Below are 26,125 nucleotides of genomic sequence, written 5' to 3'. Positions count from 1 at the left end.
GGAACGACGTGGTGCGGGGGGCCACACGCCCGTCGCTTCCGGGAAATGGCCTCCGAAAACGCGCGCAAGGGGGGATAGCGCAAGGCGTTCACATCGGCCTCGCTAAACCTGCGCCCAAGTGAGCGCTCGATCAAGCGTCCATGGGGCTAATAGGCCCAGCGCTGGGCCTTGGCGATCAGGAAGTCCCGGAAGACGTTGATGCGCGCCACGTTCTTGAGCTCTTCCGGATAGACGAAATAGGCCTCGAGCGTGGGCATCTCCGCCTCCTCCAGCACGCGGACGAGGCTTTCCGAAGCGTCGACGAAGTAATCCGGGATCACGGCGATGCCGACGCCGGACTCCACCGCCAGCTTGATCGCCGCGACGCTGTTGATGGTGAGGCAGGCGGAGCGCGGCTCGCGCGCCGGGCGGTTCACCGTCAGAGGCCAGTTGATGCTCTGCAGGAAGGACGGGATCGGGCCGCCGAACTCGATCAGGCGGTGATGGTCGAGGTCCTCGATCGTGGCGGGGCGGCCGTGGCGGGCGATGTACGAGGGCGCCGCGAAGACATGATAGTGCACCGTGAACAGCCGACGCTGGATCAGGTCCGGCTGGGTCGGCTGCCGCAGGCGGATCGCCACGTCCGCCTCGCGCATGGACAGGTCGAGCTCGTCGTCGGTGAGGATGAGCTGGAGCTGGATGTCCGGGTAAAGGTCCATGAACTCCCCGAGCCGGGGCGTCAGCCAGCCGGCGCCGAAGCCGACCGTGGTGGTGAGCTTCAGCACGCCGTTCGGGCGCTCGCGGCTGTCGGCCAGCGTGGAGCGCGCGGCCTCGAGCTTCGAGAACACGTCCTGCGTGGTGCGGAACAGCAGGTCGCCCTGCTCGGTCAGGATCAGGCCGCGGGCGTGGCGGTGGAACAGCGGCACCTTGAGGTCATGCTCCAGCGCCGAGACCTGGCGGCTGACCGCCGATTGACTGAGGCCCAGCGTTTCGCCCGCGCGGGTGAAGCTGCCGGCGTCCGCGGCTGCGTGGAAGATGCGCAGCTTGTCCCAGTCCATTCGTCCCCCTTCGGGCGCAGCCCCTGCGCCGCTGTTGATGGGCGGGCGGCGGGGCGGCCACGCGCCGCCTCGCCGGGATCGATCGCGTCAGGCCGCGTGCCGCGCCGCCTCGTCGGCCGCAAGGAACCGCTCGGCGTCGAGCGCGGCCATGCAGCCCATGCCGGCGGCGGTCACCGCCTGCCGGTAGGTCTCGTCCGCCACGTCGCCGGCCGCGAACACGCCCGGCACGTTGGTGAGCGACGTCCCCGGCCGCACGGCGAGATAGCCGGACGGCTTCATGTCGAGCTGGCCGCGGAACAGCTCGGTCGCCGGCGCGTGGCCGATGGCCACGAACACGCCGTCGCAAGCGATCGCGCTCGGCTGGCCGGTGCGCACGTCCACCAGCTTCACGCCCTCCACCTTGAGCGGCTGCCCGCCGCCCTGCACCTCGGCGATGGTGGCGTTCCAGATCACCTCGACCTTGGGATGGGCGAACAGCCGATCCTGCAGGATGCGCTCCGCCCGGAAGCTCTCGCGCCGGTGCACCACCGTGACCTTGGAGGCGAAGTTGGTGAGGAACAGCGCCTCCTCCACCGCGGTGTTGCCGCCGCCGACCACGACCACCTGCTTGTTGCGGAAGAAGAAGCCGTCGCAGGTGGCGCAGGCGGAGACGCCGTAGCCCTTGAAGCGCTCCTCGCTGTCGAGGCCGAGCCACTTGGCCTGGGCGCCGGTGGCCACCACCAGCGCGTCGCAGGTGATGACGCCGTTCGACTCCGTCTCCAGCGCGAAGGGCCGGCGCGACAGATCCACCTTCGCCACATGGTCGAAGAGTGTGCGGGCGCCCATGCGCTCGGCCTGAGTCTGCATCTGCTCCATCAGCCACGGCCCCTGGATCGGCTCGGCGAAGCCCGGGTAATTCTCCACGTCGGTGGTGATGGTGAGCTGGCCGCCCGGCTGCAGGCCGGAGATCACCAGCGGCTGCAGCATGGCGCGGGCGGCGTAGACCGCGGCGGTCCAGCCCGCCGGGCCGGAGCCGAGGATGATGAGGCGCTCATGGCGGGGAGCGGGGGCGTTGGTCATTTCGTTCGTCCGTTCGTTTCGCGCGACGGCGCCGGCCATTCGGCGGCGGCGTCGCTGCGCAGGATGTGGCGCGTCGCGGCCAGAGCCTCGATGGCCCGGGCGATCTCCGGCGTGGAGTCGATCGGATCGTAGGCGTAGCGCTCGATCCGCCCCCGGAAGGGCCGGATCACGCCGAGCTCCGTCAGGCGGTCGAGGAAGACGCGCGTCTTGCGACGCCCGCCCGAGGGCTCGAACACCATGACGGGCGCGCCGGTCGCGACCGCTTCGCCCACCATATTGGTGGAATCCGCCGTCACGACGAGGGCCTCCGACTGCGCCAGCAACGAGATATAGGGGTTATCCCCGGTTCCGTTCCATAGATGATGGGCTATGCCCTCCACCGCGGCCGCCAGACGCGGAGGCGTGCGGCGGGAGGCGGTCGCCATCAGCACCGCGCCGTCGGCCTTGAGCCGGGTCAGTCCCGCCACCAGCCGGTCGATGTCCTCGTCCGTGAAGCGGCTGTGCCGCGTGTCGCCGCCGAGCAGCACGCCGACCCGGGGACCGACCACCGAAGGGTCCACCAGCGGCGGCGCGCCGCGCGCGGCCGCCAGACGCACGGGCCGGATGCGGTGGGGGCTGGTGGGGGTGACGATGACGTTCGGACCGCGCAGCCGGTCGTGCTCGGGAACCCAGACGATGTCCGCGATCCCGCAGCCGGCGCGGGCGTCGCGCAGGAACACGGTGATGGTCTTGCCTCCGGACGCGGCCTTCACCCGCCTGAGATGGGGCACGACCCGACGGCCCGCCGCGACCACCAGATCGGGCCAGCCCTCCCCCGCCGCGGGCGCGATGGGGCTGCCGTAGCGGTCGGGCGCGTCGCGGGGGTCGAGCGGCCCCCAGGGCGCGAGCCACACCCAGGGCGCGCGGGGATGGACGCGGCGGCGCTCGATGCGATCGGCGACGGCTTCGGCGACCCCGAGGCAGGGTTGCTCGTCGCCGGCTTTCCCATCGGTCAACACCCATGCGCGCATGGGCGGACTGTGGTCTGCGCGGGCGTGCGATGCAAGCGCTCGACAATCGTCGAAACGACGCAGCGCGTGTTCAATCCGCCGTCACATGAACAGTTTTTCGCCCGTCACCCCGGCGTACAGCCCCGCCACCTGTTCGCCGTAGCCGTTGTAGAGCAGCGTCGGACGGGTCTCGTCGGTCCCCAGAACCCGCTCCCGCGCCTGGCTCCAGCGGGGATGGGCGACCTCCGGGTTCACATTGGCCCAGAATCCGTACTCCCGCGGCCCCGCCGCGGCCCACAGCGTGCTGGGCCGCTGCTCCACGAAGTCGATGGCCACGATCGACTTCACCGACTTGAAGCCGTACTTCCACGGGACCGCCAGTCTAAGCGGCGCCCCCATCTGCTTCGCCAGCGGCTTGCCGTAGGCGCCGGTGGCCAGAAACGCGAGCTCGCTGGCGGCCTCCGCCATGGTCAGGCCCTCCACATAGGGCCAGTCATACAGCGGGCTGCGCTGGCCGCTCGCCACCTCCGGGTCCAGAAAGGTGGTGAAGCGCACATATTTCGCCGAGCCAAGCGGCCGCGCCCAGTCCACGAAGCTTTTCAACGGAATCCCGCTCCACGGCAGCGCCATGCCCCAGGCCTCCACGCAGCGGTGGCGGTAGAGCCGCTCCTCCAGCGGCAGGGCTTTCAGCAGGTCGTCGATCCCCACCTCGCGCGGCTGCTCCACCAACCCGCCGATCTTCAGCGTCCAGGGCCGCAGCCGCAGCTTCTGCGCCTCGTCGGCGATGTATTTGCTGGTCCCGAACTCGTAGAAGTTGTTGTAGCCGAGATTGATCGCCTCCGGCGTCACCGCCCGGTCGAGCGCATAGGCCGGATTGCGCTTGAGCGGGTAGAGACCGGCGCTCGGATCGGGCTCGGGGGCGACGGGCGCCTCGCTTCCGCCGAACAGCCAGCCGGCGCGCGCGGGCGACGACGCCAGCGCCGCGGCGCCGGCGAGGCCCGCGCCGAACAGCGCCCGGCGGCTGAGAACCACCTCCTCGGGCGTCGCCGCGCTGTCGGGCAACGCCCAGGAGGGTTTGCGCAGGATGTGCATAGGGTGGGGTCCTCCCGCCGGCGGTCTGGTCCGATGTTTACGGCCGAGAGCGGCGGAAGGATGACACGTCGGGCCGCGATGGGGGCGGTTCCGCCGTAAAGCCGGCATCTCAACCGTCATGCCCGAGCTTGCCTCGGGCATCCACGACTTGGACGTCGACGTTTGCGCCCCAAGGGCAAGTCATGGATGCCCGCGCGAAGGCGCGGGCATACGTAGAGAGCCCGCGGTGAGCGGCGGCCGCCGTCGCTCAGATCGGGTCGAGACGCAGCGTGGACAGTCCCGCCGCGACGCTGATGCCGGTCTGGCCTTCGAGGCTCAGCGGCTGCAGCGAGATGGTGGAGCGGGAGCCGCCCACCAGCACGTTGGCGCCGCCGCCGACCAGCGCCGCGGCGCTCGCCGACGCGCCGCGGTAGCTGCCGGCGAGATCGCCCGGCCCGATGGCGTCCGAATGGGCGACCACGGCCCATTGCAGCACGCTCGGTCCCGTGGCGCCCACGTCCACGCCGATCTTGCCCAGCGTGCCCAGATAGGCGTCGACCGGATAACGGGCGCCGGCGGGCCGGTACTCGCAGGCCAGCTCCTTGGACGAGCCGAGGATGTAGCCGATGGAGCCCGGCGACTTGCAGCTCAGCACGCCGACCTGAACGCCGGAACGGGCTTCCTTCTGGATGACCACGGAGGGATGGACCGCATCGGCGGCGAGCGCCGCCCCGCATCCGGTCGCCAGCGCGGCCACCGCCGCAAGGCTCTTCAGACCGATCGACATGACGTACTCCCGTTGGCTTTCGCTGCAGGCGAAACGTGCGGCGGCCGGAAAGCGTTCCGGACCGTCAGCGCTGGCGCGCCGGCTGGGCCTTCCGCCTGCGCGGCGCCGAACGAAAAAGGCCCGCCGTCGGAACGGCGGGCCTTCACATTTTCAGACCGTCGGCCCGTCGGGCGTCAGCGCAGAGCGCCGCAGAAGCGCTGGATGCGGACGCAGGCCTGCTCCAGCACCTCGTCCGCCGTGGCGTAGGAGATGCGGAAGTTCGGCCCGAGGCCGAAGGCCGAGCCGTGAACCACGGCGACGCCTTCCGCCTGCAGCAGCTCGGACACGAAGTCCTCGTCGGTCTCGATCACCTTGCCCGAGGGCGCGGTCTTGCCGATCGTGTCCTTGCAGGATGGATAGACGTAGAACGCGCCTTCCGGCGTCGGGCAGTTGAGGCCGTTGGCCTGGTTCAGCATCGACACCACCAGGTCGCGGCGACGCTCGAAGGCGGTGCGGAAGCCCGGCAGGAAGTCCTGCGGACCGGACAGCGCCTCCAGCGCCGCCCACTGGGCGATGGAGCAGGCGCCCGAGGTCTGCTGGCCCTGCACCATCTCCATGGCCTTGATCAGCTTGTCGGGGCCTGCGGCGTAGCCGATGCGCCAGCCGGTCATGCAATAGGCCTTGGAGACGCCGTTCATGGTGAGCGTGCGCTCGTAGAGCGCCGGCTCCACCTGCGCGGGCGTGGCGAACTGGAAGCCGCCGAACACCAGATGCTCGTACATGTCGTCGGTGAGCACCCACACATGGGGGTGGCGGAGCAGCACGTCGGTCAGGCCCTTGATCTCGTCGTGGCTGTAGGCCGCGCCGGACGGGTTCGACGGCGAGTTCAGCAGCACCCACTTGGTCTTCGGGGTGATGGCGGCCTCGAGCGCCTCGGGGCGGACCTTGAAGTTCTCCTCGAGCTTCGTCTCCACGAACACCGGCGTGCCGCCGTTGAGCAGCACCATCTCCGGGTAGCTCACCCAGTACGGCGCCGGGATGATCACCTCGTCGCCGGGGTTCAGCGTGGCCACGAAGGCGTTGTAGAGGATCTGCTTGCCGCCGGTGCCCACCAGCGTCTGCGAGGCCTTGTAGTCGAGGCCGTTCTCGCGCTTGAACTTCTGCGCGATCGCCTCCCGCAGCGGCTGGATGCCGGCCACGGGGGTGTACTTGGTCTCGCCGCGGCGGATGGCGTCGATCGCCGCGTCCTTGATGTTCTGCGGAGTGTCGAAATCGGGCTCGCCGGCGCCGAGGCCGATCACGTCGCGCCCCTGGGCTTTCAGGTCGCGGGCCTTCTGGCTGACGGCGATCGTGGCGGACGGCTTCACGCGCGAGAGCGCGTCGGCGAGGAATGCCATTTTCAGGGTGCTCCGGCAGGCGTTCAAAACGCCGCGGACCCTAGGCGCGTAAGCCTTTAGGCGCAACCGCCAAAACGCAAGGCCCGCGCCGATGGCATGGCCGGGTTGCAGCCCCACCACCGGCGCGATTATCAATCGAACACGAGGGGCGCCGCCCGGATGGGCGCCGACACATGCGACCGGACCGTCACAGGAGATCGCAGATGCAGACCCGAACCTTCGCGGCGCTTGCGCTCGCCGCCGCCCTTCTGGCGCCCGGCGCGGCCCGCGCCGAAGACGCGGCCCGCCTCGCCGGCCAGATCCGCGCGGCCAACTTCAGCGAGCTGCGCGCCTTCGCCGACCGCCACATGGACAGGCTGGTGCGGGTGGACGTGGCCGTGCTGACGGGCTCCCGTTCGAAAAAGGCGGAGCTGAAGATGGACGGCGGCCCCGGCGGCGTCTCGGTGTTCCTGGCCGAGCCGCGCGATCCAAACGCCGCCCCGAAGGCGCCCGGCGACCGGTTCGAGCTGTTCGTGATGAAGGGCGAAGGCGTGCAGGCGAACCCGCCCCGCATCATGGGCGCCTATCGCGTCACATATGGCGGCATGAACCAGGGCATCGTCTCCTACGCGCTGGAGCCGGCCCCGAACGCGCCCGAGGCCACGGGGAAGACCACGACGCTCAAGTGACCGCGCCTCCGGGCGGGGCGGCCTTGCGCGGGCCTTGCGGGCGGGCCTAAACAACCCGCTCGCTTTCAAGGCCTGACGGAGGAACGCCCATGCGCGCCGAGGATCCCCAGCTCGTTCGCCTCGCCGATTACCGTCCCTCCGACTTCCTGATCGACACGGTCGATCTGGACGTGCGGCTCGATCCCGTCGCCACCCGCGTCACCGCGACGCTGAAGGTGCGGCCGAACCCGGACGGCCGCGAGGGGGCTGCGCTCGTGCTCGACGGCGACGAGCTGAAGCTGGTCTCGGTCGCGATCGACGGCGTTCCGCTCGACGACGACGCCATCGAGGCCGCGCCGGAGCGGCTGACCCTCGCCAATCCGCCGCGCGGGCCGTTCGAGCTCACCGTGGTCACCGAGATCGACCCCACCGCCAACACCCGGCTGATGGGGCTCTACCGCTCCAACGGCGCCTACACCACCCAGTGCGAGGCCGAGGGCTTCCGCCGCATCACCTATTTCCTCGACCGCCCGGACGTGCTCGCGGTCTACACCACCCGCGTCGAGGGTCCGAAGGCGGAGACGCCGGTCCTGCTGTCGAACGGCAACCTCGTGGAGACCGGCGACGCCGGCGACGGCCGCCACTTCGCGGTGTGGCGCGATCCGCACCCGAAGCCGTCCTACCTGTTCGCGCTGGTGGCGGGCGATCTCGGCGTGGTGGAGGACCGCTTCGTCACGGCTTCAGGCCGCGACGTGGCGCTGAAGGTGTTCGTGGAGCACGGCCGCGAGGACCGCGCCGCCTACGCCATGGACGCCATCAAGCGCTCCATGCGCTGGGACGAAGAGGCGTTCGGCCGGGAATACGACCTTGACGTGTTCATGGTCGTCGCCGTCTCCCACTTCAACATGGGGGCGATGGAGAACAAGGGCCTCAACGTCTTCAACGACAAATACGTGCTGGCGTCGCCTGAAACCGCCACCGACGGCGACTACGCCAACATCGAAGCGATCATCGCCCACGAATACTTCCACAACTGGACCGGCAACCGGATCACCTGCCGCGACTGGTTCCAGCTCTGCCTGAAGGAAGGCCTCACCGTCTTCCGGGATCAGGAGTTCACCTCCGACACCCGCTCGCGCCCCGTGAAGCGCATCATGGACGCGCGCAACCTGCGCGCCTCCCAGTTCGCGGAGGATTCCGGCCCGCTCGCCCACCCGGTGCGGCCGGAGGCCTACGCCGAGATCAACAACTTCTACACGCCCACCGTCTACGAGAAGGGCGCCGAGGTCATCCGCATGCTGAAGGTCCTGATCGGGCCGGACGCCTTCAAGGCCGGCATGGACCTCTATTTCGACCGCCACGACGGCGAAGCCTGCACCATCGAGCAGTTCGTGGCCTGCTTCGCCGAGGTCTCGGGCCGCGACCTCGGGCGGTTCATGCTGTGGTACCGGCAGGCGGGCACGCCGACGGTGGAGATCCGCACCGCCTATGACGCGGCCGCGAAGACCTTCGCCATCGAGGCGGCGCAGACCGTGCCGCCCACCCCCGGCCAGCCGGTGAAGCAGCCCGCCGTCATTCCCATGGTGGTGGGCCTGGTCGGGCCGGACGGCGCCGACCTGCCGCTCACCGTCGGCGGCGCGGCCGCGAGCCCCGTGATCGAGCTGACCGAGCCCGTGACCCGGGTGACGTTCGAGAACGTGGCCGCGCGGCCGGTGGCCTCGCTGTTCCGCAACTTCTCAGCGCCGGTGAAGGTCGCCGCCGACCTCACGGACGACGACTATCTGTTCCTCGCGGCCCACGACGCCGATCCGTTCAACCGCTGGCAGGCGGGCCAGACGGTGGCGCTGCGCAACCTCGTGGCGCGGGTCGCAGCGCTGCGCGCCAGCCGTCCCCAGCCGGAGGAGCCGCGCATCGCCGACGCCATCGGCCGCGCCTTCGCCCCGGACGAGACCGACCACGCCTACGCCGCCCAGGTGGCGGGGCTGCCGAGCGAGGGCGACGTCGCCCGCGAGATCGGCGACGAGGTGGACCCGGACGCCATCCACGCCGCCCGCCGGGCGCTGAAGCGCGATCTCGCCGCCCGCCTCGGCGACGCGGCGGCCGCGGCCTACGAGCGCCTCTCCGAGACCGGCGCCTATTCCCCCGACGCCGCCTCCGCCGGCCGGCGCGCGCTGAAGATCGCGGCGCTCGACCTGCTGGCCGCCGACGGCGCGGCCGAGGGCGTCGCCCGCGCCAAGGCGCTCTACGACGGCGCCACCAACATGACCGACCGGATCATGGCGCTGCAGATCCTGTCGCTGCACGAAAGCGACGCCCGCGCCGCAGCCCTCGCCGCCTTCGAGGCGGATTACGGCGACGATCCCCTGCTGATGGACAAGTGGCTGCTGATCCAGGCCGCGACGCCCCTGCCCGCCACGCTCGACCGGGTGAAGGCGCTGATGGCGGGGCCGCGCTTCGACATCCGCAACCCCAACCGGGTGCGCTCGCTGGTCGGCGCCTTCGGCGGCAACCCGACCCAGTTCAACCGCGCGGACGGCGCCGGCTACGCCTTCGTAGCCGAGACGGCGCTGGTCCTCGACCGCATCAACCCCCAGGTCGCCGCACGCATCCTCGGCGCGTTCAAGACCTGGCGGGCGCTGGAGCCCGGCCGCCGCGCCAGGGCCGAGGACGCGCTGCGCGGCGTCGCCGCGGCTCCCGGCCTGTCGCCGGACGTGGGCGACATCGCCCGCCGCGCGCTCGGCTGACGCGGATCGCCGTACGGAGACGCCGCCGCCCCGTCGCGGCGGCGCCTTCCACCGCTTGTGCAGATGTGATCCCGGCCCAAGTGACTCTGCGGACTCACGTTTCCCGCCGCGCCAGGCAAAGTAATTAATCGTCGGTTAATTCGCGCTGGACAGACACGCTCCGCATTGATTCTAATAGCGAAGTCGATTCGGTCTGTGCGGCTCATCTCCGGTCGACTTCACTACAATTCGACCGGAAGGACTCTGCGATGGCGCGCGCCGACGTGGCAGAAACGCCTGTGCGTAGTCTTGGCGTTACAAGATTTTTGCAAGTCTTCAGGGTCGACGCCGCGCAGGCTGATCAGATAGAGCCTGTTCTGCGGCGAATCGTGCCGGCCATGATCGGCATGTTTCTGCTGCTGGTGGGGGCCGGCGCCGCGCTTCAGGCGATCGAGGTGCGCTCCGCCGCGCTGCGCTCCGCCTCCGACGAGCTGGAACTTCTCGCCGCCGTCGCCGCCCACGACATGCCTCGTCTTTCGGGACGCGCCGGACCGGCCATGACCGAGGCGCTGACCGCCGCCCTGCCCCGCCAGATCAACGAGCGCGGCCGGCGGGTCTACGTCACCGACGAGGCCGGGCGGGTGATCGCGGCGCTGGGCGCGCCGGAAGGCGCCCTGCCCGACGACCTGGTGACCCTGCTCGGCGCCACCCAGCCGCTGACCACCTTCGGCGAGCGCGCCGGCGTGATGACGCTGACGCTGCCCAGCGGCGAGACCGCGCTCGCCACGGTGCGCGGCCTGGCGCCGGGCCGCGCCGCGCAGGTGGCGCTGGTGCAGAGCGTCGATTCCGCGCTGGAAGGCTGGCGCGCCGGCGCCCGCTCCAGCATCACCCTGTTCGCCGCCTCCGGCTTTGCGCTGGCGCTGCTGGGCCTCGCCTTCCACTGGCAGGCCGCCCGCGCCCGCAGCGCCGCCGGCGCCAATGACGACATGCGCCAGCGGGTGGACACCGCGCTCGCCCGCGGCCGCTGCGGCCTGTTCGACTGGGACGTGGCCAGGGGCCGCATCTTCTGGTCGCGCTCGCTGTTCGAGCTGATGGGCTATCCGGCCCGCGACGCGCTGATCTCCTTCGGCGAGTTCAACGCGCTGATCCATCCCGAGGACAGCGACTTCTACGCCCTCGCCGACGAGATCGCCCGCGGGGCCACCACCACCATCGACCGCATGTTCCGCATCCGCGACGCCCGCGGCGAATGGATGTGGCTGCGCGCCCGCGGCGAACTGGTGCGCAACGCCGGCGACGACGGCCCGCGGCTGATCGGCATCTGCGTCGACGTCACCGAGCAGCGCACGCTGGCGGAGCGCACCGCCACCGCCGACATGCGCCTGCGCGACGCCATCGAGACCATCTCCGAGGCGTTCGTGCTGTGGGACAGCGACAACCGCCTGGTGATGTGCAACTCCAAGTTCCAGCACCTCTACGAGCTGAACGAGGGCTCCGTGTTCCCCGGCGCCCGGCGCGACGACATCATCGCGGTCGGACGCCAGCCGGTGATCGTGACGCCAGTGAAGCCCGAAGGCCGCGTGGAGGAAGGCGCCCGCACCTACGACGCCCAGATCGAGGACGGGCGCTGGCTGCACATCAACGAGCGCCGCACCAAGGACGGCGGCTTCGTCTCGGTCGGCACCGACATCACCTCGCTCAAGCGGCAGGAGGAGCGGCTGATGGAGAGCGAGCGCGCCCTGATCGCCAACGTCGCCGACCTGCGCAAATCCCGCCAGACGCTGGAGGTGCAGGCCCAGCAGCTCGCCGACCTCGCCGAGAAATACGCCGAGCAGAAGAGCGAGGCCGAAAGCGCCTCCAAGGCCAAGTCCGACTTCCTGGCCAACATCTCCCACGAGCTGCGCACGCCGCTCAACGCCATCATCGGCTTCTCGGAGATCATGGAGTCCGGCATGTTCGGCGATCTCGGCTCCGAGAAATACTACGAATACTGCCGCGACATCCGCGAGAGCGGCCAGCACCTGCTCGACGTCATCAACGACGTGCTGGACATGTCGAAGATCGAGGCCGGGCGCTTCGGCATCACCCGCCAGACCATCGACATCGACAAGGTGGTGCTGGACGCCATGCGCGTCATCACGCCCCGCGCCGAGGAGAAGTCGATCGCGCTGCGCGCCGAGGCCGCCACCGGCGTGACCGTGGAGGTGGACCGCCGGGCGCTGAAGCAGATCCTGCTCAACCTGCTCTCGAACGCGGTCAAGTTCACGCCCGCGGGCGGCCGCATCACCGTGCGCACCCGCGCCGTCGGCGGCGCCATGAACCTCTACATCGAGGACACCGGCATCGGCATCCCCAAGGAGGCGCTGCCCAAGCTCGGCCGCCCGTTCGAGCAGGTGGAGAGCCAGTTCTCCAAGAGCCACAAGGGCTCGGGCCTCGGCCTCGCCATCTCCCGCTCGCTGACCGAACTCCACGGCGGCGCCATGCGCATCCGCTCCACCGTGGGCGCCGGCACCGTGGTCCTGGTGCGCCTGCCGCTGCGGGCCGACCAGCCCATGCCGGAAGACGAGCTGCTCTGACGCCGCTTCGCCGGAACGGCTCCCCGAACGGGAACGGCCGCTTCGGACGACGTCGGATCAGGGATAAGGAGATGGTGCGGGCGGTCGGACTCGAACCGACATATCTGTGAGGATGGCGGATTTTGAGAGACCGGATATGCCCTATCCTTTGTGTATCCGGCAGTATCCGTTTTCCCGATAACCGATTGTCAGCACTAGCTTTTTTCGGTTCTCAGAGCACACATACCTAGCCGGACGTACGCTACGGTTGGCTTTCTAGGTGCACCTATTCTGCACCTGAAATCCGACCTCAACGGAGGTTAGGAATGCCCAAAATCAAGCTCACAAAGACCGCTGTCGACGCCGCAACCCCGAAGGAGCGCGATTACGAACTCCGCGATACGACGATACCTGGGTTCCTTGTCAAGGTCACCCCGACTGGCCGCAAGATTTTCATGGTCGCCTATGTTGCCCACAATGGGCAGCGCCGAAAGCCCGCTATCGGCCGCTACGGTGAGATTACCGTCGAGCAGGCTCGGGGGATCGCCCAGGACTGGCTGGCCGAAGTCCGCCGCGGTGTCGATCCAAGCGCCGAACGGGCGACCGCCCGCCAGGCGCCCACGGTCAAGGAACTCTTCGACCGCTTCATCACCGACTACTCGGAGACCCGCAACAAGCCGTCCACCGTCCATTCGAACCGCGGCTACGGCAAGCGCTACATCATCCCGGTGCTCGGCCAACTGAAGGTGCCTGACGTCACGCGCGCCGACATCTCGAACCTGATGAAGAAGATGTCGAAGAAGCCGACCAACGCCAACCGCGTTCTCGCGGCCGTGCGGAAGATGTTCAACATGGCCGAGGTCTGGGGCATGCGCCCGGATGGGTCGAACCCATGCCGCCACGTGCCGAAGTTCCCGGAACGGGGAAAGACCCGGCTGATCACCGACGGCGAGATGAAGAAGCTCTTCGCCTACCTCGCGCGCGCTGAGGCGGAGGGTCTTGAGCATCCCTTCATCCTTCTCGCGATCCGGCTCCAGTTCGAATTCGCGGCGCGCATGTCCGAGATCCTCAATCTCGAATGGGAGTGGATCGATTTCGACAATCACCGCGTCGTCTGGCCCGACAGCAAGACCGGGGGCATGTCCAAGCCGATGAGCGCCGAGGCGATCCGGCTCTTCGAAACCGCGCCCCGGCTGGAAGAGTCGGCGTTTGTCTGCCCGTCGGTCTTCGACCCCAACCTGCCGATGTCGAAGCACACCTATTATCAGGGCTGGCGTCGCATCCTGCAGCGCGCCGGGCTGCCGCATATCGGCACCCACGGCATTCGCCACCGCTCGGCCACGGACATCGCCAATTCCGGCGTCCCGGTGAAGGTCGGGATGGCGCTGACGGCGCACAAGACCGTCACGATGTTCATGAAGTACGTCCATACCGAGGATGACCCGGTACGGGCAGCGGCCGAGGCGGTGGCTCAGCGGCGCCTGTCGGTGGTGGGTGGCAAGCCTGCCCCGGCTCCAGCGCCAATTGTCGTGCCGCCCGAGCAGCCGACCATCGCACCACCAACTCAGATCGAGCTGGCGCCGACCGGGCCGGACGGCAAGCCGCTTGGCTTCGACGATGGGGCCTATACCTCGCGCACACGCGTCGGAAACTATCGACCGTATCGCCACCGCAGCGGCGAGAACCGCGGCGTTCCTCCCGGCACCAAGCGCGCCGAGGCGAAGGAGGCGACCCATGGCTGAGAAGTCACAGTCTCAACGCCGGTGGCCTACGCCTGATATCCTCAGGCGCGCGAAGTTCGTCGACGATGCCGGCCCGATTCGGTTTGTCGATACGGAGGCCGCCGCGCGCTACCTGGCGATCGAGGCTCACACCCTCGAATGCTATCGTTCGCTGGGCGGCGGTCCCGTCTTTCACAAGTTCGGGAAATGGGTGCGCTATGCGGTCGACGATCTCGACGCGTGGGCCGAGAGCTGCCGGCGCGCGACGACGGCTTCGCCTGCCGCCCCGCGTATCCTCCCCATTGACCGAATATAGGTTCCAACCTATATGGAATGGGAGGTCGAATTCCACCCAGCCTTCGAGGCGGAGGTTCTGACTCTTGAGCGTGACGTCCGCGTCGCGTTGATCGCCGCCGCCAGGCTGTTGGCCGACTACGGTCCGCAGCTTGGCCGGCCTCACGCCGACACGCTCAAGGGATCGAAACACCCCAATATGAAGGAGCTGCGGTTCGAGGGCGGCGATGGCGAATGGCGTGCGGCCTTCGCCTTCGATCCCAAGCGAAAGGCCATCGTCCTTGTAGCGGGCGACAAATCTGGCGTCAGTCAGAAGCGCTTCTACAGGACGCTGATCGCAAAGGCGGATCTACGGTTTTCCGAGCATCTGGAAAGCCTGAAGTCCGCTAAGGAAAGCAAACGAAATGGGCCGTAGCTTGACTGAAATCGTGGCAGCGTTGCCGGCTGACGAGCAGGAAGCGATTGAAGCTCGTTATCACGAGTTGAAGCAGGAGGTTGATGGCCTGCGCGAACTCCGTCGTATTACAGGCAAGGCTCAAGCGGACATCGCGTCGGCGCTGAACATAAGGCAGCCGTCCGTCTCTCAGCTCGAAAAGCAAACCGACATGTACCTCTCGACGCTTCGCAGTTACGTGGAAGCTGTCGGAGGCAAGCTTGAACTGACAGTGAGGCTCCCTTCTCGCCCGATAATCAACCTGCAAACATTAGGTGACATCGGGCTATCGCCCCTGCGCTCGGCTCCATCGGCACGATCCCGGCCTCGAAAACGACATCCTGGGGCCCGCATGACATCGCGTTAGCGCTGCCTCCGACCAGGCGCTAAACCGGATCAAACGTCGCCGGATAGTCGAGAACGAAATAAGAACACAGCTGGCGTCGGGTGGTGTCTCGATGCGTGATTGGAGTGATGGGTGGACATTGAGAATGACGCTCTTGGCAGCGAACTAGCCAAGCTGGACAGAGATGACCTTGAAAGAATCGTGCGCGGACTCCTTTCACATGGCGTCGCGTTGAGCTTCCATGGAAAGCGCACAGCTCTGGAAATTTACCGCCGAGTGCGTCCTCGAGTCACGCGGCGCGAGCCGCGGTTGCATGTCGGGCCTGCGATCGACCAAGCGAAAAACCTTTTGATTGAAGGCGAAAACCTTCAAGCAATGGTGACATTGTATAAGTATCGCGGCGAGGTCGACCTTATTCTCACGGACCCACCCTATAATACCGGACAATATTTCCGGTACAATGATCGCTGGGATAGTGATCCTAACGATCCTGAACTCGGTACGCTTGTTGGCCGCGAAGATGGGTCGCGCCATACCAAGTGGATCAAGGCAATGATGCCTCGCCTTCAGGTGATGAAGGCGATGCTGAAGCCATCGGGCGTTCTTGCGATCTGCATAGACGACAACGAGCTATATCATCTCGGAATGATGCTGGATGAAGTGTTTGGTGAGGAGAATAGGCTCGGAATTATTAATTGGCAGAAGGCGTACTCTCCCAAGAACGACGCTAAGACGATCTCGAAGACTACCGAGTACGTCCTCGTTTATGCCAAAGATCGCACACGGGCAAAAACTGGCCGCATCGACTTGGATCGTGGGGTGGTCCGCAATCTGGACGATGACCCTGACGGCGATTGGATTCCCAGCGATCCGACGGCGCGGCAGCATCGTGACAAGACCGCCTACGCAATTCAGTCTCCGGTCACCGGATATCTTCACTATCCCAACGGCGAATACAGATTCGATGGGCAATTGCCCGAGGCACGCGCACATTGGGTCAACTTCACAAAGGCGGAGGCGCGTAAGCTGCTTGCTGAGTGGGGTAGCGAATACGTCGAAAAAGACCTCGGGGATGGCCGAGGAAAGGCACTCGTCCTGAAGGGTGCGGGGACGCGGCTTGAAAACTATGACCCCGCCAAGGACCCAGTCGTTAAGAAGGCGGCGATTCAAGCCCAACGGCGCCGAGAAGCGGGGAATTGGCCCCAGCTATACTTCCGCGACGATAAGGCTCGCCGGCCCGGATACGGCCGGCCTCGGCTAAAGAATCATCTTCATCGGATCAAGGAGGGCAAAGTCCCCACGACCTTCTGGGACGAAGAGCAGTACGATGACCCCTTCGAGATCGGGTCAGTGGCTTGGGCCCACGGCGAGTCCGGCCATACAGACCTGGCAAAACGTGAACTCGACGCTGTGGTTGGGAAGGATCACGGCTTCGATACAGTCAAGCCACTGCGCTTGCTAAAGAAGATCATTCAGATCTGGTGTCCGCCCGCCGGTCTCGTAATGGACCCGTACGCCGGCTCCGGTTCGACGGCACATGCAGTGCTAGAGCTCAACCAGGAGCAGGAAGCGGACCGACGGTTCATCTTGATTGAGCAAGGTGCCCCCGAAAACGGCGATAAGTACGCTCGCACTCTTACATGGAAGCGCTTGCACAATGCCATAACCGGCGAACGGCCAGATGGAAGCCGAGCAGAACCGCTCGGCGGCGGCTTCGAATATAGGCTGCTAACGAAGACGATCGACGCGCGTACGGTTCTATCGATGCAGCGAAGCGAGTTGATCGACATTGTGCTTACGTCCCACTGGGAAACGCAGCGCAGAAGCGCTCCGAGCTTGAGCTTCTTTGATGGTGCGGGCTACCAGTACCTCATCGGGACCGACGATGCGGGTGAGGGCTATTTTTTGATTTGGGACAACGGGGGTCCGGTCGGCTCTCTCGACCTCAATACCTACAAGACCGTCGTGACGGAGGGGAAGCGAGCGGGTGTGAAGCCTCCGTACCACGTTTATGCAAGGTACGAGACATTTCAGTCACCTAACGTGCGCTTCTGGAAGATACCGGACCGCATCCTCGCGCACCTCGGTTTGGATGAGAATGATGAGTACAACTCGTCTGAGCAGGAAATGTGATGGACGCCTTCAGTTTTCAGCAAGAGGCGTCTAGCCAGATAGCCGAACGGTTTGCCGAGTACGCCGCAAATCCTTTGATGGTAGATCGTCAAACGACGGTTCCATTCCTTCAGACGTTGGTGTCGATCACCGGTAGCGGAAAGACCCTGATCTTGGCTGAGGCCATCGCGCAGATTCGCGATCGGCTTCCGATCCAGCCCGTCGTTCTCTGGATATCTAAAGGCCGGATCGTCGTTTCACAGGCGTACGCAAACCTTTCCTCGGGGAAGTACGCTGACAATCTGCCGGGGTTCAACGTGAAGCCGCTTCTACAGGTGGCTCCGAGCGACCTCGAAGATGACTCAGTGCCGCTTCTGTTGGTGGCGACGGTCGGCAAATTTGCGGTTGAAGACAGTCAGGGAGGAGACCGGCGCGTTTACCAGGCACAACTCGACTTGGCCTCTGAATCGCTCTGGTCCCTCATAGCGAAGCGACGGACACACGGCGGGCTGCGCCGTCCGCTAATTGTAGTCTACGACGAAGGTCACAACCTCTCGGATCTCCAAACTAGACGGCTCCTCGAGCTTTCGCCGGACGCGCTGATCTCAGCAAGCGCGACTATGGCGCTACCTGGCCAGCTTGAAAATACGATTGCCCGCCTTCGCAATGATCGCGGCTGGAATGAGCAGCGCTTTACTACCGCCGTTTCAAGCCGCGCCGTTGTTGATGCCGGGTTGGTTAAGGAGCGCATCGCGATTGGCGGTTACGTCACTCCGATGGAAACGGCTATCGACGCAATGCTGGCTGACATGGGAGATGCTCAAGAGGCGTCCGCCTCCCTTCCCGTCCCCTTCAGGCCGAAGGCAATCTACGTCTGCAGCACAAATACGGTCGACGGCGTCCCTATAAGCGAGGACGTCAAGCGCCCCTTCGCAGATCGTCAGGCTCGACCGATCCTTATTTGGCGCCACCTCGTAGAAAATGCCGGGATTGATCCGTCTAAGATCGTTATCTACAGCCAACTGAAGTTTGGGCCAGGCTTTCCACCGCCGCCGTCACTTCGTCTGCTTTCTGGCGGAGACAACGACTATACCACCTTCCTAGAAGGCAACTTCGAGCACGTCATCTTCAACCTCGGCCTGCAAGAAGGTTGGGATGATCCCACATGCGGCTTCGCTTATATTGACAAGGAGATGGCCTCAGCACGGCAGATCACTCAGGTGATCGGTCGCGTCCTGCGCCAACCCGGAGCCGAGCACTATCAGAACCCCATTCTCAATACCGCGCATTTCTACATTCGCTCCGATGAGCGGGGCGTTTTTGACGAGATATTGGATGATGTTCGAACGCAACTGCTCAATGAGCATCCCGCCATCAGCCTAAGCATAAAGAAGGATGGGCGAGGTCGCATCCTTGAAAAGCTCATGCCGGAGCCGCCGCGCACAGTGCCGACTGTTGGCATTCTGTCGGCAAATGCAAAGGATCCTATCGCGGCGATTATCTCGAAAATGATGAACTTTTCATCTGGTGGTGAGAACACCATCGGCCAAGGTAGTCGCATGCTGGTTCTGCAAGAGATCGGGACCGGCAATGAAGCCACCTATGACTGGGTCGAAGTCGAACACAGCAATCGCGTGACGGCGCGTGCGATTTTTCGGCGCGAGCTTCAGCGCCTTTATTCCGGTGCCCTTAGGAGAGCCGGTGGACCGATCAATCTCGTCGATATCGAGCTTCCAAAGTTCGACGCTCTTGTCGAGCTCACAAGCCCGGCAGCCGACCATATTCGGTCAATCGCGAGAGATGTTGTCGATTGCTACATATCGAACTCACGCATTTTTCAGAATGACTTTGACGCCCCGTACTCGGTGGGACCAGTCCTTGTTGACGAAGCAGATGCCGTAGAATTCTCCAAATCCCTGCATCGCCGCTATTCTGGCTTAAATCCCCTCGAACTTCGCTTCGCGCGCGCGCTTGATAAGTCGCAGCGAGTGTGGGCACGCAATCCGCGTAACAGCGGCTTTTATTTGCCACTGTTAGATCTCGCGTCGGCCTCAACGTACTGGCCCGACTTCTTGGTGTGGGTCGACAAAACCGTGGTCGCCATTGACACGAAGGGCGATCACCTCCTCACGGATGCGACGCTAGGCAAGCTGTTTGAAATAGACACTTTGGGCGAACCAGCCAAAGTCGTACTTCGCCTAGTGTCGGAAGGAGAAGCCCAAGTGTCTCCTTCCGGCCAAATCACCAAGCTGAGCGGGATAGGCTTTACGGTGTGGAGCTGGAAAGCTGGCAAGCTGCACGCTCAACATGCGGAAGACGAGCGTGCCGCGGTCAAGAAGGCACTCACCTTTTGAAGCCGCAGCAGGACATTGTCTCTTGCTTCCATCCGGGGCGCTGCGCATCCCCGCGTAGACGTCTTGTCAACGGGTCCTAACCTGATGGCGGCCAAATCCCATCCGATCACAGCCTCGAAAATCTACTACATCAAGCTCGGGCGAGGCGGAGACTGGGAGGCCGAAAGTCTGCGCGACAGCGTCATACGGTTTGGCTATCGGGAAGCGCCTCACGAACTCTGCTCCAAAGGTGAATGGCAGGGTGTATGGGAAGCGATGAAAGCTATTCGTGGTGACGCTGGCGCCGCCACTCGTGACGTCAATCAAATTCGGGCTTTCTATGAAGCCGACGACCGGTCGATCTTCATCACCTTCGTTGGAGGCTTGCTTTATTGGTGCCGTCCCGGCGGCGAGGTCGAGTTATTGGAAGACCGTAGCCATCGCCGCACCACACTAGACGGATGGCACAGCACCAGCGCCGGCGGCACCGTCCTTTCAGCAGATCGGCTCTCAGGTAGACTGCTCAAGGTCCAGATGTTTCGAGGGACTATCTGCGATGTTCGCGCCAGCGACTATGTATTGCGCAGACTGAACGACGAGCTTGCTCCTGAGGTAGCGGCTGCCGAGGAAGCCGAGCGGGTGCTGCTAGCTGCGATCGTTGGCCTCATGCGTCTGCTCACATGGCAGGACTTCGAGCTTCTTGTCGATCTTGTCTTCTCGACCAGCGGTTGGCGACGCTTGAGCCAAGTCGGTCGCACGCAGAAGACCGTGGACCTCGAACTCATCCTCCCGAGCACCGCAGAGCGAGCGTTCGTTCAAGTCAAATCTCAAGCTTCCCCGAGCGGGCTGCGTGATTACGCGGCGCGGCTCAGCCAAGCTGACGCATACGACCGTATGTTTTTTGTCTGGCACACCGGAGATATCCCGGAAGACGATGCTCCTGCCGGCGTCGTTCTTCTCGGACCGCAGAAGCTCTCCCGTATGATTCTCGACGCGGGCCTATCGTCATGGCTTCGCGAAAAGGTGTCGTAGCCGCCCTCCACGGCAGAAAGCCGCTTGACTCGGAAGACGGGACGTAAGAACAAATAGAGAACATGATGCAGAACCTGCTCCCGGAGGTCAACAGGAAGCTTGCGGCCAGAGCCCGCCATAGAGTCCTTGCGCGCGCAGATCGAGAAGATCCAAGGCCGAAGCCGGCGCGCCAAATCGGTACTCCCCTTCGGGATCACCGAGGTGGATTCACGACTCCCTGGCGGTGGTCTCGCGCTCGGCGCCCTGCATGAGATAGCCGGCGGCGGTAACGGCGCGGTCGACGGGGCGGCAGCCGCCTCGTTCAGCGCGGGCCTCGCCGCCCGCACCAAGGGCAAGATCCTCTGGTGCATCACGCGCGCGGACCTGTTCGCTCCGGCCATCGCTCAAGCAGGCCTCGCAAGCGACCGCGTGATCTATCTCGAAGCCGGCGACGATAAGACTGTGCTCGCCTGCATGGAGGAAGGACTGCGCCACGGCGGCCTCGGAGCCGTGATCGGCGAGGTCGCCCGTCTTTCCATGACAGCGTCGCGGCGGCTGCAACTGGCGGCCGAAGGTACGGGCTCGCTCGGGATCGCCCTGCGGCGCTGGCGGCGACAGACAGAGGCAACGGATTTTGGCCAGCCGACCGCGGCGATGACGCGCTGGCGTGTGTCCGCGCTGCCCTCGACGCCGCTGCCTGTTCCCGGCGTAGGCCGCGCCCGCTGGCTGGTTGAACTCATCCGCGCGCGAGCGGGCGAAAGTGCCGATTTCGAGTTGGAGGCGTGCGATGACACGGGTCGTCTCGCTCTTCCTGCCGAACTGGTCCACGGACCGGCTTCGGCGGAAGGCTGGCGACGCGGCGCCTCCGGCTGAGGCGCCGCTCGTCCTGATTGGCCGCGACGGGAACAGGCGGGTGGTGCTGGCGGCGAATGCTGCGGCCCAGGCCGCCGGCCTGCACGCCGGCATGCCCGTCACTAAGGCGCAAGTCCTGGTGCCGGGTCTCCTCGTGCAGGATGCCGATCCCGCTGCCGACGCCGAGGCGCTTGAGCGTCTCGCGGTATGGCTTCTCCGGTATGCGCCAATCGTCGCCCCCGATCCGCCCGACGGCCTCATCATTGACTCGACAGGCGCGGATCATCTCCACGGCGGGGAGACTGTCATGCTGGACGGCTTGATCGGGCGCCTCGCCATGTCCGGGATCTCCGCGAGAGTCGCGATAGCCGACACCTGGGGAGCAGCCCATGCGCTGGCCCGATTTTCAGCGCAGCCGGCTGTCATCGCGCCCGAGGGCCACGGCTCGCCCATCTTGGAGCGTTTGCCGCTAGAGGCGTTGCGCATTCCATCTCCCACCATCGCGGCGCTTCGCACGCTCGGCTTCCGAACGGTCGGCGACCTTCTGGCGCAGCCGCGCGCGCCGCTCACCCTTCGCTTCGGCCCCGAACTCGGCCGACGCTTGGACCAGGCCTTGGGCATTGCGGCCGAACTCATCGAGCCGGTCCGTCCGGCCGATCTCATCGAGGTGCGCCGGGCCTTCGCCGAGCCGATCGGCGCGGCCGAGACCATCGCCCGTTACATCGGCAAGCTTGTCACCCAGCTCTGCGAACGTCTGGAGGAAGGCGGCCTCGGCGCACGCAGGCTCGATCTCATCTGCCACCGCGTCGATAGCCGGGCCCAGGCCGTGCGGGTCGGCATGGCCACGCCGGTCCGCGATGCGAAGCGGCTGACGCGCCTCCTGTGCGACAAGATCGAGACCATCTCGCCCGGCTTCGGCATCGAGGTGATGACCCTCGCCGCAAGCGTCGCTGAGCCGCTTGAGCGCAAGCAGATCGTCAGCTCGCTGGTCGAGGAGAGCACCCCGGACGTCTCCGATCTCATTGATACCTTGATGAACCGCGTGGGCGAGCGTGCCCTCTATCGGCTTGCACCGGTCGCCAGCGATGTTCCGGAGCGGTCTGTCTGTCGTATCCCGGCGATGGCGGCCGACACGGGAGCGGGCTGGCCCGGCCATTGGCCGCGGCCCTCCCGGCTTCTGCCGGCCCCTGAGCCGGTCGAGACCGTGGCGTTGCTTCCCGACCATCCGCCGGTGTCGTTCACCTGGCGCGGCATCCGCCGCCGCCTTCGGCGTGGCGACGGGCCGGAGCGCGTGTTCGGCGAATGGTGGAAGCGCGATGCCGAGCTGGTTGCCGTCCGCGACTATTTCCGGGTCGAGGACGATGCCGGCGAACGCTACTGGCTGTTCCGCGCCGGCGATGGCGAAGATGTCGCCACAGGCTCGCACCGCTGGTTCATTCACGGGGTCTTCGGATGAGCGAGCCCCGCTACGTCGAACTTCAGGTCACCTCGCATTTCAGCTTTCTCCGGGGGGCCTCATCTTGCGAGGAGCTGTTCGCCCAAGCCGCGCTCGCCGGGATCGAAGCGCTGGCCGTGGTGGACCGGAATTCGCTCGCCGGCATCGTCCGGGCTCATGAAGCGGCGAAGACAACCGGGGTTCGCCTAATTGTCGGCTGCCGTCTCGACCTCACCGACGGCATGTCGGTGCTGGTCTATCCAACCGACCGACCCGCTTATTCCCGTCTCTGCCGGCTGCTGTCGCTCGGCAAGCGGCGCGGCGGAAAGGCGAAGTGCGTGCTCGAATGGCAGGACCTCGTCGCCTACGGCGAAGGCTTGATCGCCGTGCTCGTGCCGGAGCTCGCGGACGAGGAATGCGGCCTTCGGCTGCGCCGCTTGCGCGATGCGTTCGGCGATCGGGCTTACTTGGCTTTGACGCTGCGTCGCCGCCCCAACGATCAGCTCCGTCTTCACGAGCTTTCCAACCTCGCCGCCCAAATCCGGGTCGCGACCGTGGTAACGAACGACGTCCTCTTCCACGAGCCGGCCCGCCGCACCCTCCAGGACGTCGTCACCTGCATCCGGCACAACGTCACGATCGACACGATCGGCGACCGCCGCGAGCGTCATGCCGACCGCTACATCAAGCCGCCCGAGGAGATGCACCGTCTCTTCGGCCGCTACCCCGAGGCGCTCACCCGAGGCCTGCAGATCGCCGACCGCTGCCGTTTCAATCTCGACGAGCTGGCCTATCAATATCCCGAGGAGCGCGACGATCCTGCCCTTACGCCGCAGGAGACACTGGCCAAGCTCACCTGGGAAGGCGCCGCCGCGCGCTATCCGGACGGCGTGCCTGACAGCGTGACCGCCGCGCTTCAACACGAGCTGCGGCTGATCGAGAAGCTCGACTACGCGCCGTACTTCCTGACCGTGAATTCGATCGTCCGCTTCGCGCGATCGAAGGACATCCTTTGCCAAGGCCGTGGATCAGCCGCCAACTCTGCGGTGTGCTACGTCCTCGGCATCACGTCGATTGATCCCGGCCGGAACGATCTTCTCTTCGAGCGCTTCGTCAGCGAGGAGCGGCGCGAGCCGCCCGACATTGACGTCGATTTTGAACACGAGCGGCGCGAGATCGTCATGCAGTGGGTGTTCGACACCTACGGCCGCGACCACGCCGCGCTCTGCTCGACCGTCATCCGCTATCGCACCAAGGGCGCGCTGCGGGATGTCGGTAAGGCGCTTGGCCTCCCCGAGGATTTGATCGGCACCCTGTCGTCGCAGGTCTGGGCCTGGTCGGAGGAAGGCGTTGAACAGAAGTACGTCGAGGAGCTGAACCTCAACCTAGCCGATCGCAGGCTTCGCCTGACGCTCGACCTCGCCCGGCAGCTCATAGGCGCGCCGCGCCATCTTAGCCAGCATCCTGGCGGTTTCGTGCTGACCCATGACAGGCTCGACGACCTCGTGCCGATCGAACCGGCTGCGATGAAGGACCGGCAGGTCATCGAATGGGACAAGGACGATATCGACGCCCTCAAGTTCATGAAGGTCGACGTCCTGGCGCTCGGGATGCTGACCTGCATGAAGAAAGGGCTGGACCTCCTGGCTGAGCACAAGGGCGTCCATCTCGACCTTGCCTCCATCCCGGCCGAGGACCCGCGCACTTACGCGATGATCCGCAAGGCGGACACGCTTGGCACCTTCCAGATCGAGAGCCGCGCACAAATGTCGATGCTGCCGCGCCTGAAGCCGCGCACCTATTATGACCTCGTCGTCCAGGTCGCGATCGTCAGGCCCGGTCCGATCCAGGGCGACATGGTGCATCCCTATCTTCGCCGCCGGGAGGGCCTCGAGCCCGTCCACTATCCGAAGCCTGAGCTGGAGAAAGTGCTCGGCAAGACGCTCGGCGTGCCGCTCTTTCAGGAACAGGCGATGCGTGTCGCCATCGAATGCGCCGGCTTCACCCCCGGCGAGGCCGACATGCTCCGCAAGTCGATGGCCACCTTCAAGTTCACCGGCGGCGTCTCGCGCTTCCGTGACAAGCTGATCGCCGGCATGGTCGCCAACGGCTACGAGCAGGCGTTTGCCGAGCAGACCTTCAAGCAGCTTGAGGGCTTCGGCAGTTACGGATTCCCGGAAAGTCACGCAGCCTCTTTTGCGCTGATCGCCTATGCCTCGGCCTGGCTCAAATGCTGGCACCCGGAAATCTTCTGCGCCGCGCTGCTGAACAGCCAGCCCATGGGCTTCTACGCGCCGGCCCAGATCGTCCGCGACGCGCGCGATCACGGCGTCGAGATCCGCCCCGTCTGCGCCAACGCCTCCCGATGGGACTGCACGCTCGAGCCCACCGGCAGCGATGAGCGGTTCGCCGTTCGCCTTGGTCTGCGCATGGTCAAGGGGCTCGCCAACGCCCACGGCGCGTCGATCGTCACGGCCAGGGCGGACCAGCCCTTCGGCTCAGTGGACGATCTCTGGCGCCGTGCCGGCGTGCCCGTTACGGCGCTCACGCAGATCGCCGAAGCCGACGGGTTTCGCCCGCCCTTCGGTCTTACGCGCCGTGAGGCGCTATGGGCGATCAAGGCTTTGCGCGACGAGCCGCTTCCGCTCTTCGCTGGCGCGTCGGCCCGCGAGGCGGAAATCGTGCCTGAGGTCGCCGAGCCGGCCGTTATCCTGCGCCCGATGACGGCGGGCGGTGAAGTCGTCGAAGACTATCGGCATGTCAGCCTGTCGCTGCGGGACCACCCGGTCTCGTTTCTGCGCCAGGAGCTGCGCCGTCGTCGTGTGGTCTCCTGCCAGGAGGCGATGGACGCAAAGGACGGCCGATGGCTGGAGGCGGCCGGCATCGTGCTGGTGCGGCAACGTCCCGGCAGTGCCAAGGGCGTCATGTTCATCACGCTCGAAGATGAGAGCGGGATCGCCAACCTCGTGGTCTGGCCCAAGGTCTTCGAGCAGAACCGCCGCACCATTCTGTCGGCCGGCATGATCGCGGTGCGCGGGCGCGTTCAGCGGGAGGGGGAAGTGGTCCATCTTGTCGCCCAGAGGCTGACCGATCTCTCCGCCGAGTTGGCCAGCGTTGGCGAGCGCGACACGGCCTTTCCATTGACGCATGGGCGCGGCGACGAATTCCACCATGGTTCGCCAACCCCGGACCCTCGCGGTCAGCCGCCGAAAACGGTTCGACCGCGCGACATCTACATACCCGACCTGCACATCGATACGATCAAGGTGAAGACGCGGGATTTTCAGTAAAGGTTAGCGCCAGTGGGAAATCTCGTTCCAACTGAATAGTCATCTCTGAGACAA

At 65.8% G+C, this 26,125-nt stretch carries 19 protein-coding genes; 13 read left to right on the top strand and 6 right to left on the bottom strand.

The window, feature by feature from the left end; translation table 11 throughout:
* Positions 1-146: 146 nt before the first annotated feature.
* The 6 genes from PKE85_RS08495 to PKE85_RS08470 all read right to left on the bottom strand — a co-directional run bounded on the left by PKE85_RS08495 (position 147) and on the right by PKE85_RS08470 (position 6,319).
* Positions 147-1,037: a LysR family transcriptional regulator gene (locus tag PKE85_RS08495; RefSeq protein WP_271204305.1), complete on the bottom strand. Its 891-nt coding sequence runs from the start codon at positions 1,035-1,037 to the stop codon at positions 147-149.
* Between the two features lie 87 nt (positions 1,038-1,124).
* A complete protein-coding gene (gene trxB / locus PKE85_RS08490) occupies positions 1,125-2,096 on the bottom strand; it encodes a thioredoxin-disulfide reductase (protein WP_271204304.1) in 972 nt (323 codons plus the stop codon).
* Entirely contained in the window at positions 2,093-3,094 is a 1,002-nt protein-coding gene (locus tag PKE85_RS08485) for a mitochondrial fission ELM1 family protein (protein WP_309299071.1), read from the bottom strand. Before PKE85_RS08485 ends, trxB begins: the two co-directional genes overlap by 4 nt.
* A gap of 93 nt (positions 3,095-3,187) precedes the next feature.
* Positions 3,188-4,177 carry a protein-methionine-sulfoxide reductase catalytic subunit MsrP gene (msrP, locus tag PKE85_RS08480; protein WP_271204302.1) on the bottom strand — a complete coding sequence of 330 codons (990 nt, stop codon included), beginning with the start codon at positions 4,175-4,177 and terminating at the stop codon, positions 3,188-3,190.
* 247 nt (positions 4,178-4,424) lie between these two features.
* Positions 4,425-4,943, bottom strand: a complete 519-nt coding sequence (locus PKE85_RS08475) for a DUF992 domain-containing protein (RefSeq protein ID WP_271204301.1) — start codon at positions 4,941-4,943, stop codon at positions 4,425-4,427.
* 173 nt (positions 4,944-5,116) lie between these two features.
* Positions 5,117-6,319, bottom strand: coding sequence for a pyridoxal phosphate-dependent aminotransferase (locus tag PKE85_RS08470; RefSeq protein ID WP_271204300.1), 1,203 nt, complete (start codon positions 6,317-6,319; stop codon positions 5,117-5,119).
* Between the two features lie 203 nt (positions 6,320-6,522).
* Between PKE85_RS08470 and PKE85_RS08465 the strand changes: the two genes are divergently transcribed.
* The 13 genes from PKE85_RS08465 to PKE85_RS08405 all read left to right on the top strand — a co-directional run bounded on the left by PKE85_RS08465 (position 6,523) and on the right by PKE85_RS08405 (position 26,071).
* On the top strand, positions 6,523-6,987 hold the full coding sequence (locus tag PKE85_RS08465) for a hypothetical protein (RefSeq protein ID WP_271204299.1): 465 nt from the start codon (positions 6,523-6,525) through the stop codon (positions 6,985-6,987).
* 89 nt (positions 6,988-7,076) lie between these two features.
* Complete coding sequence (gene pepN, locus PKE85_RS08460; RefSeq protein WP_271204298.1) at positions 7,077-9,710, top strand: aminopeptidase N; 2,634 nt, start codon at positions 7,077-7,079, stop codon at positions 9,708-9,710.
* Between the two features lie 377 nt (positions 9,711-10,087).
* Positions 10,088-12,265, top strand: a complete 2,178-nt coding sequence (locus PKE85_RS08455; RefSeq protein ID WP_271204297.1) for a PAS domain-containing sensor histidine kinase — start codon at positions 10,088-10,090, stop codon at positions 12,263-12,265.
* A 305-nt stretch (positions 12,266-12,570) separates the two neighbouring features.
* On the top strand, positions 12,571-13,986 hold the full coding sequence (locus PKE85_RS08450; RefSeq protein ID WP_003167773.1) for a tyrosine-type recombinase/integrase: 1,416 nt from the start codon (positions 12,571-12,573) through the stop codon (positions 13,984-13,986).
* Positions 13,979-14,281 carry a helix-turn-helix domain-containing protein gene (locus PKE85_RS08445; protein ID WP_003167772.1) on the top strand — a complete coding sequence of 101 codons (303 nt, stop codon included), beginning with the start codon at positions 13,979-13,981 and terminating at the stop codon, positions 14,279-14,281. Before PKE85_RS08450 ends, PKE85_RS08445 begins: the two co-directional genes overlap by 8 nt.
* 12 nt (positions 14,282-14,293) lie before the next feature.
* Entirely contained in the window at positions 14,294-14,674 is a 381-nt protein-coding gene (locus PKE85_RS08440) for a type II toxin-antitoxin system RelE/ParE family toxin (RefSeq protein WP_003167771.1), read from the top strand.
* Entirely contained in the window at positions 14,664-15,059 is a 396-nt protein-coding gene (locus PKE85_RS08435; RefSeq protein WP_003167770.1) for an XRE family transcriptional regulator, read from the top strand. Before PKE85_RS08440 ends, PKE85_RS08435 begins: the two co-directional genes overlap by 11 nt.
* Positions 15,060-15,170: 111 nt before the next feature.
* Complete coding sequence (locus tag PKE85_RS08430) at positions 15,171-17,171, top strand: site-specific DNA-methyltransferase (protein WP_197413585.1); 2,001 nt, start codon at positions 15,171-15,173, stop codon at positions 17,169-17,171.
* The gene (locus PKE85_RS08425) at positions 17,171-19,504 is read left to right on the top strand and encodes a DEAD/DEAH box helicase family protein (protein ID WP_003167767.1); all 2,334 of its coding nucleotides are present in this window, start codon (positions 17,171-17,173) and stop codon (positions 19,502-19,504) included. Before PKE85_RS08430 ends, PKE85_RS08425 begins: the two co-directional genes overlap by 1 nt.
* 84 nt (positions 19,505-19,588) lie before the next feature.
* On the top strand, positions 19,589-20,515 hold the full coding sequence (locus tag PKE85_RS08420; protein WP_003167766.1) for a hypothetical protein: 927 nt from the start codon (positions 19,589-19,591) through the stop codon (positions 20,513-20,515).
* Positions 20,516-20,614: 99 nt separating this feature from the next.
* Positions 20,615-21,367, top strand: a complete 753-nt coding sequence (locus tag PKE85_RS08415; protein ID WP_003167764.1) for an ImuA family protein — start codon at positions 20,615-20,617, stop codon at positions 21,365-21,367.
* Complete coding sequence (locus PKE85_RS08410) at positions 21,282-22,802, top strand: Y-family DNA polymerase (protein ID WP_003167763.1); 1,521 nt, start codon at positions 21,282-21,284, stop codon at positions 22,800-22,802. The genes PKE85_RS08415 and PKE85_RS08410 overlap by 86 nt, the downstream gene beginning before the upstream one ends.
* Complete coding sequence (locus PKE85_RS08405; protein ID WP_062064752.1) at positions 22,799-26,071, top strand: error-prone DNA polymerase; 3,273 nt, start codon at positions 22,799-22,801, stop codon at positions 26,069-26,071. The genes PKE85_RS08410 and PKE85_RS08405 overlap by 4 nt, the downstream gene beginning before the upstream one ends.
* The last annotated feature ends 54 nt before the right edge of the window (positions 26,072-26,125 follow it).

Origin of the sequence: Methylopila jiangsuensis (assembly GCF_027922305.1) — a bacterium.
In the GTDB taxonomy this organism is placed as follows: Bacteria; Pseudomonadota; Alphaproteobacteria; order Rhizobiales; family Methylopilaceae; genus Methylopila; species Methylopila jiangsuensis.
The sequence above is the reverse complement of the archived record's forward strand: the minus strand, read 5'-3'. Positions and strand labels throughout refer to the sequence as shown.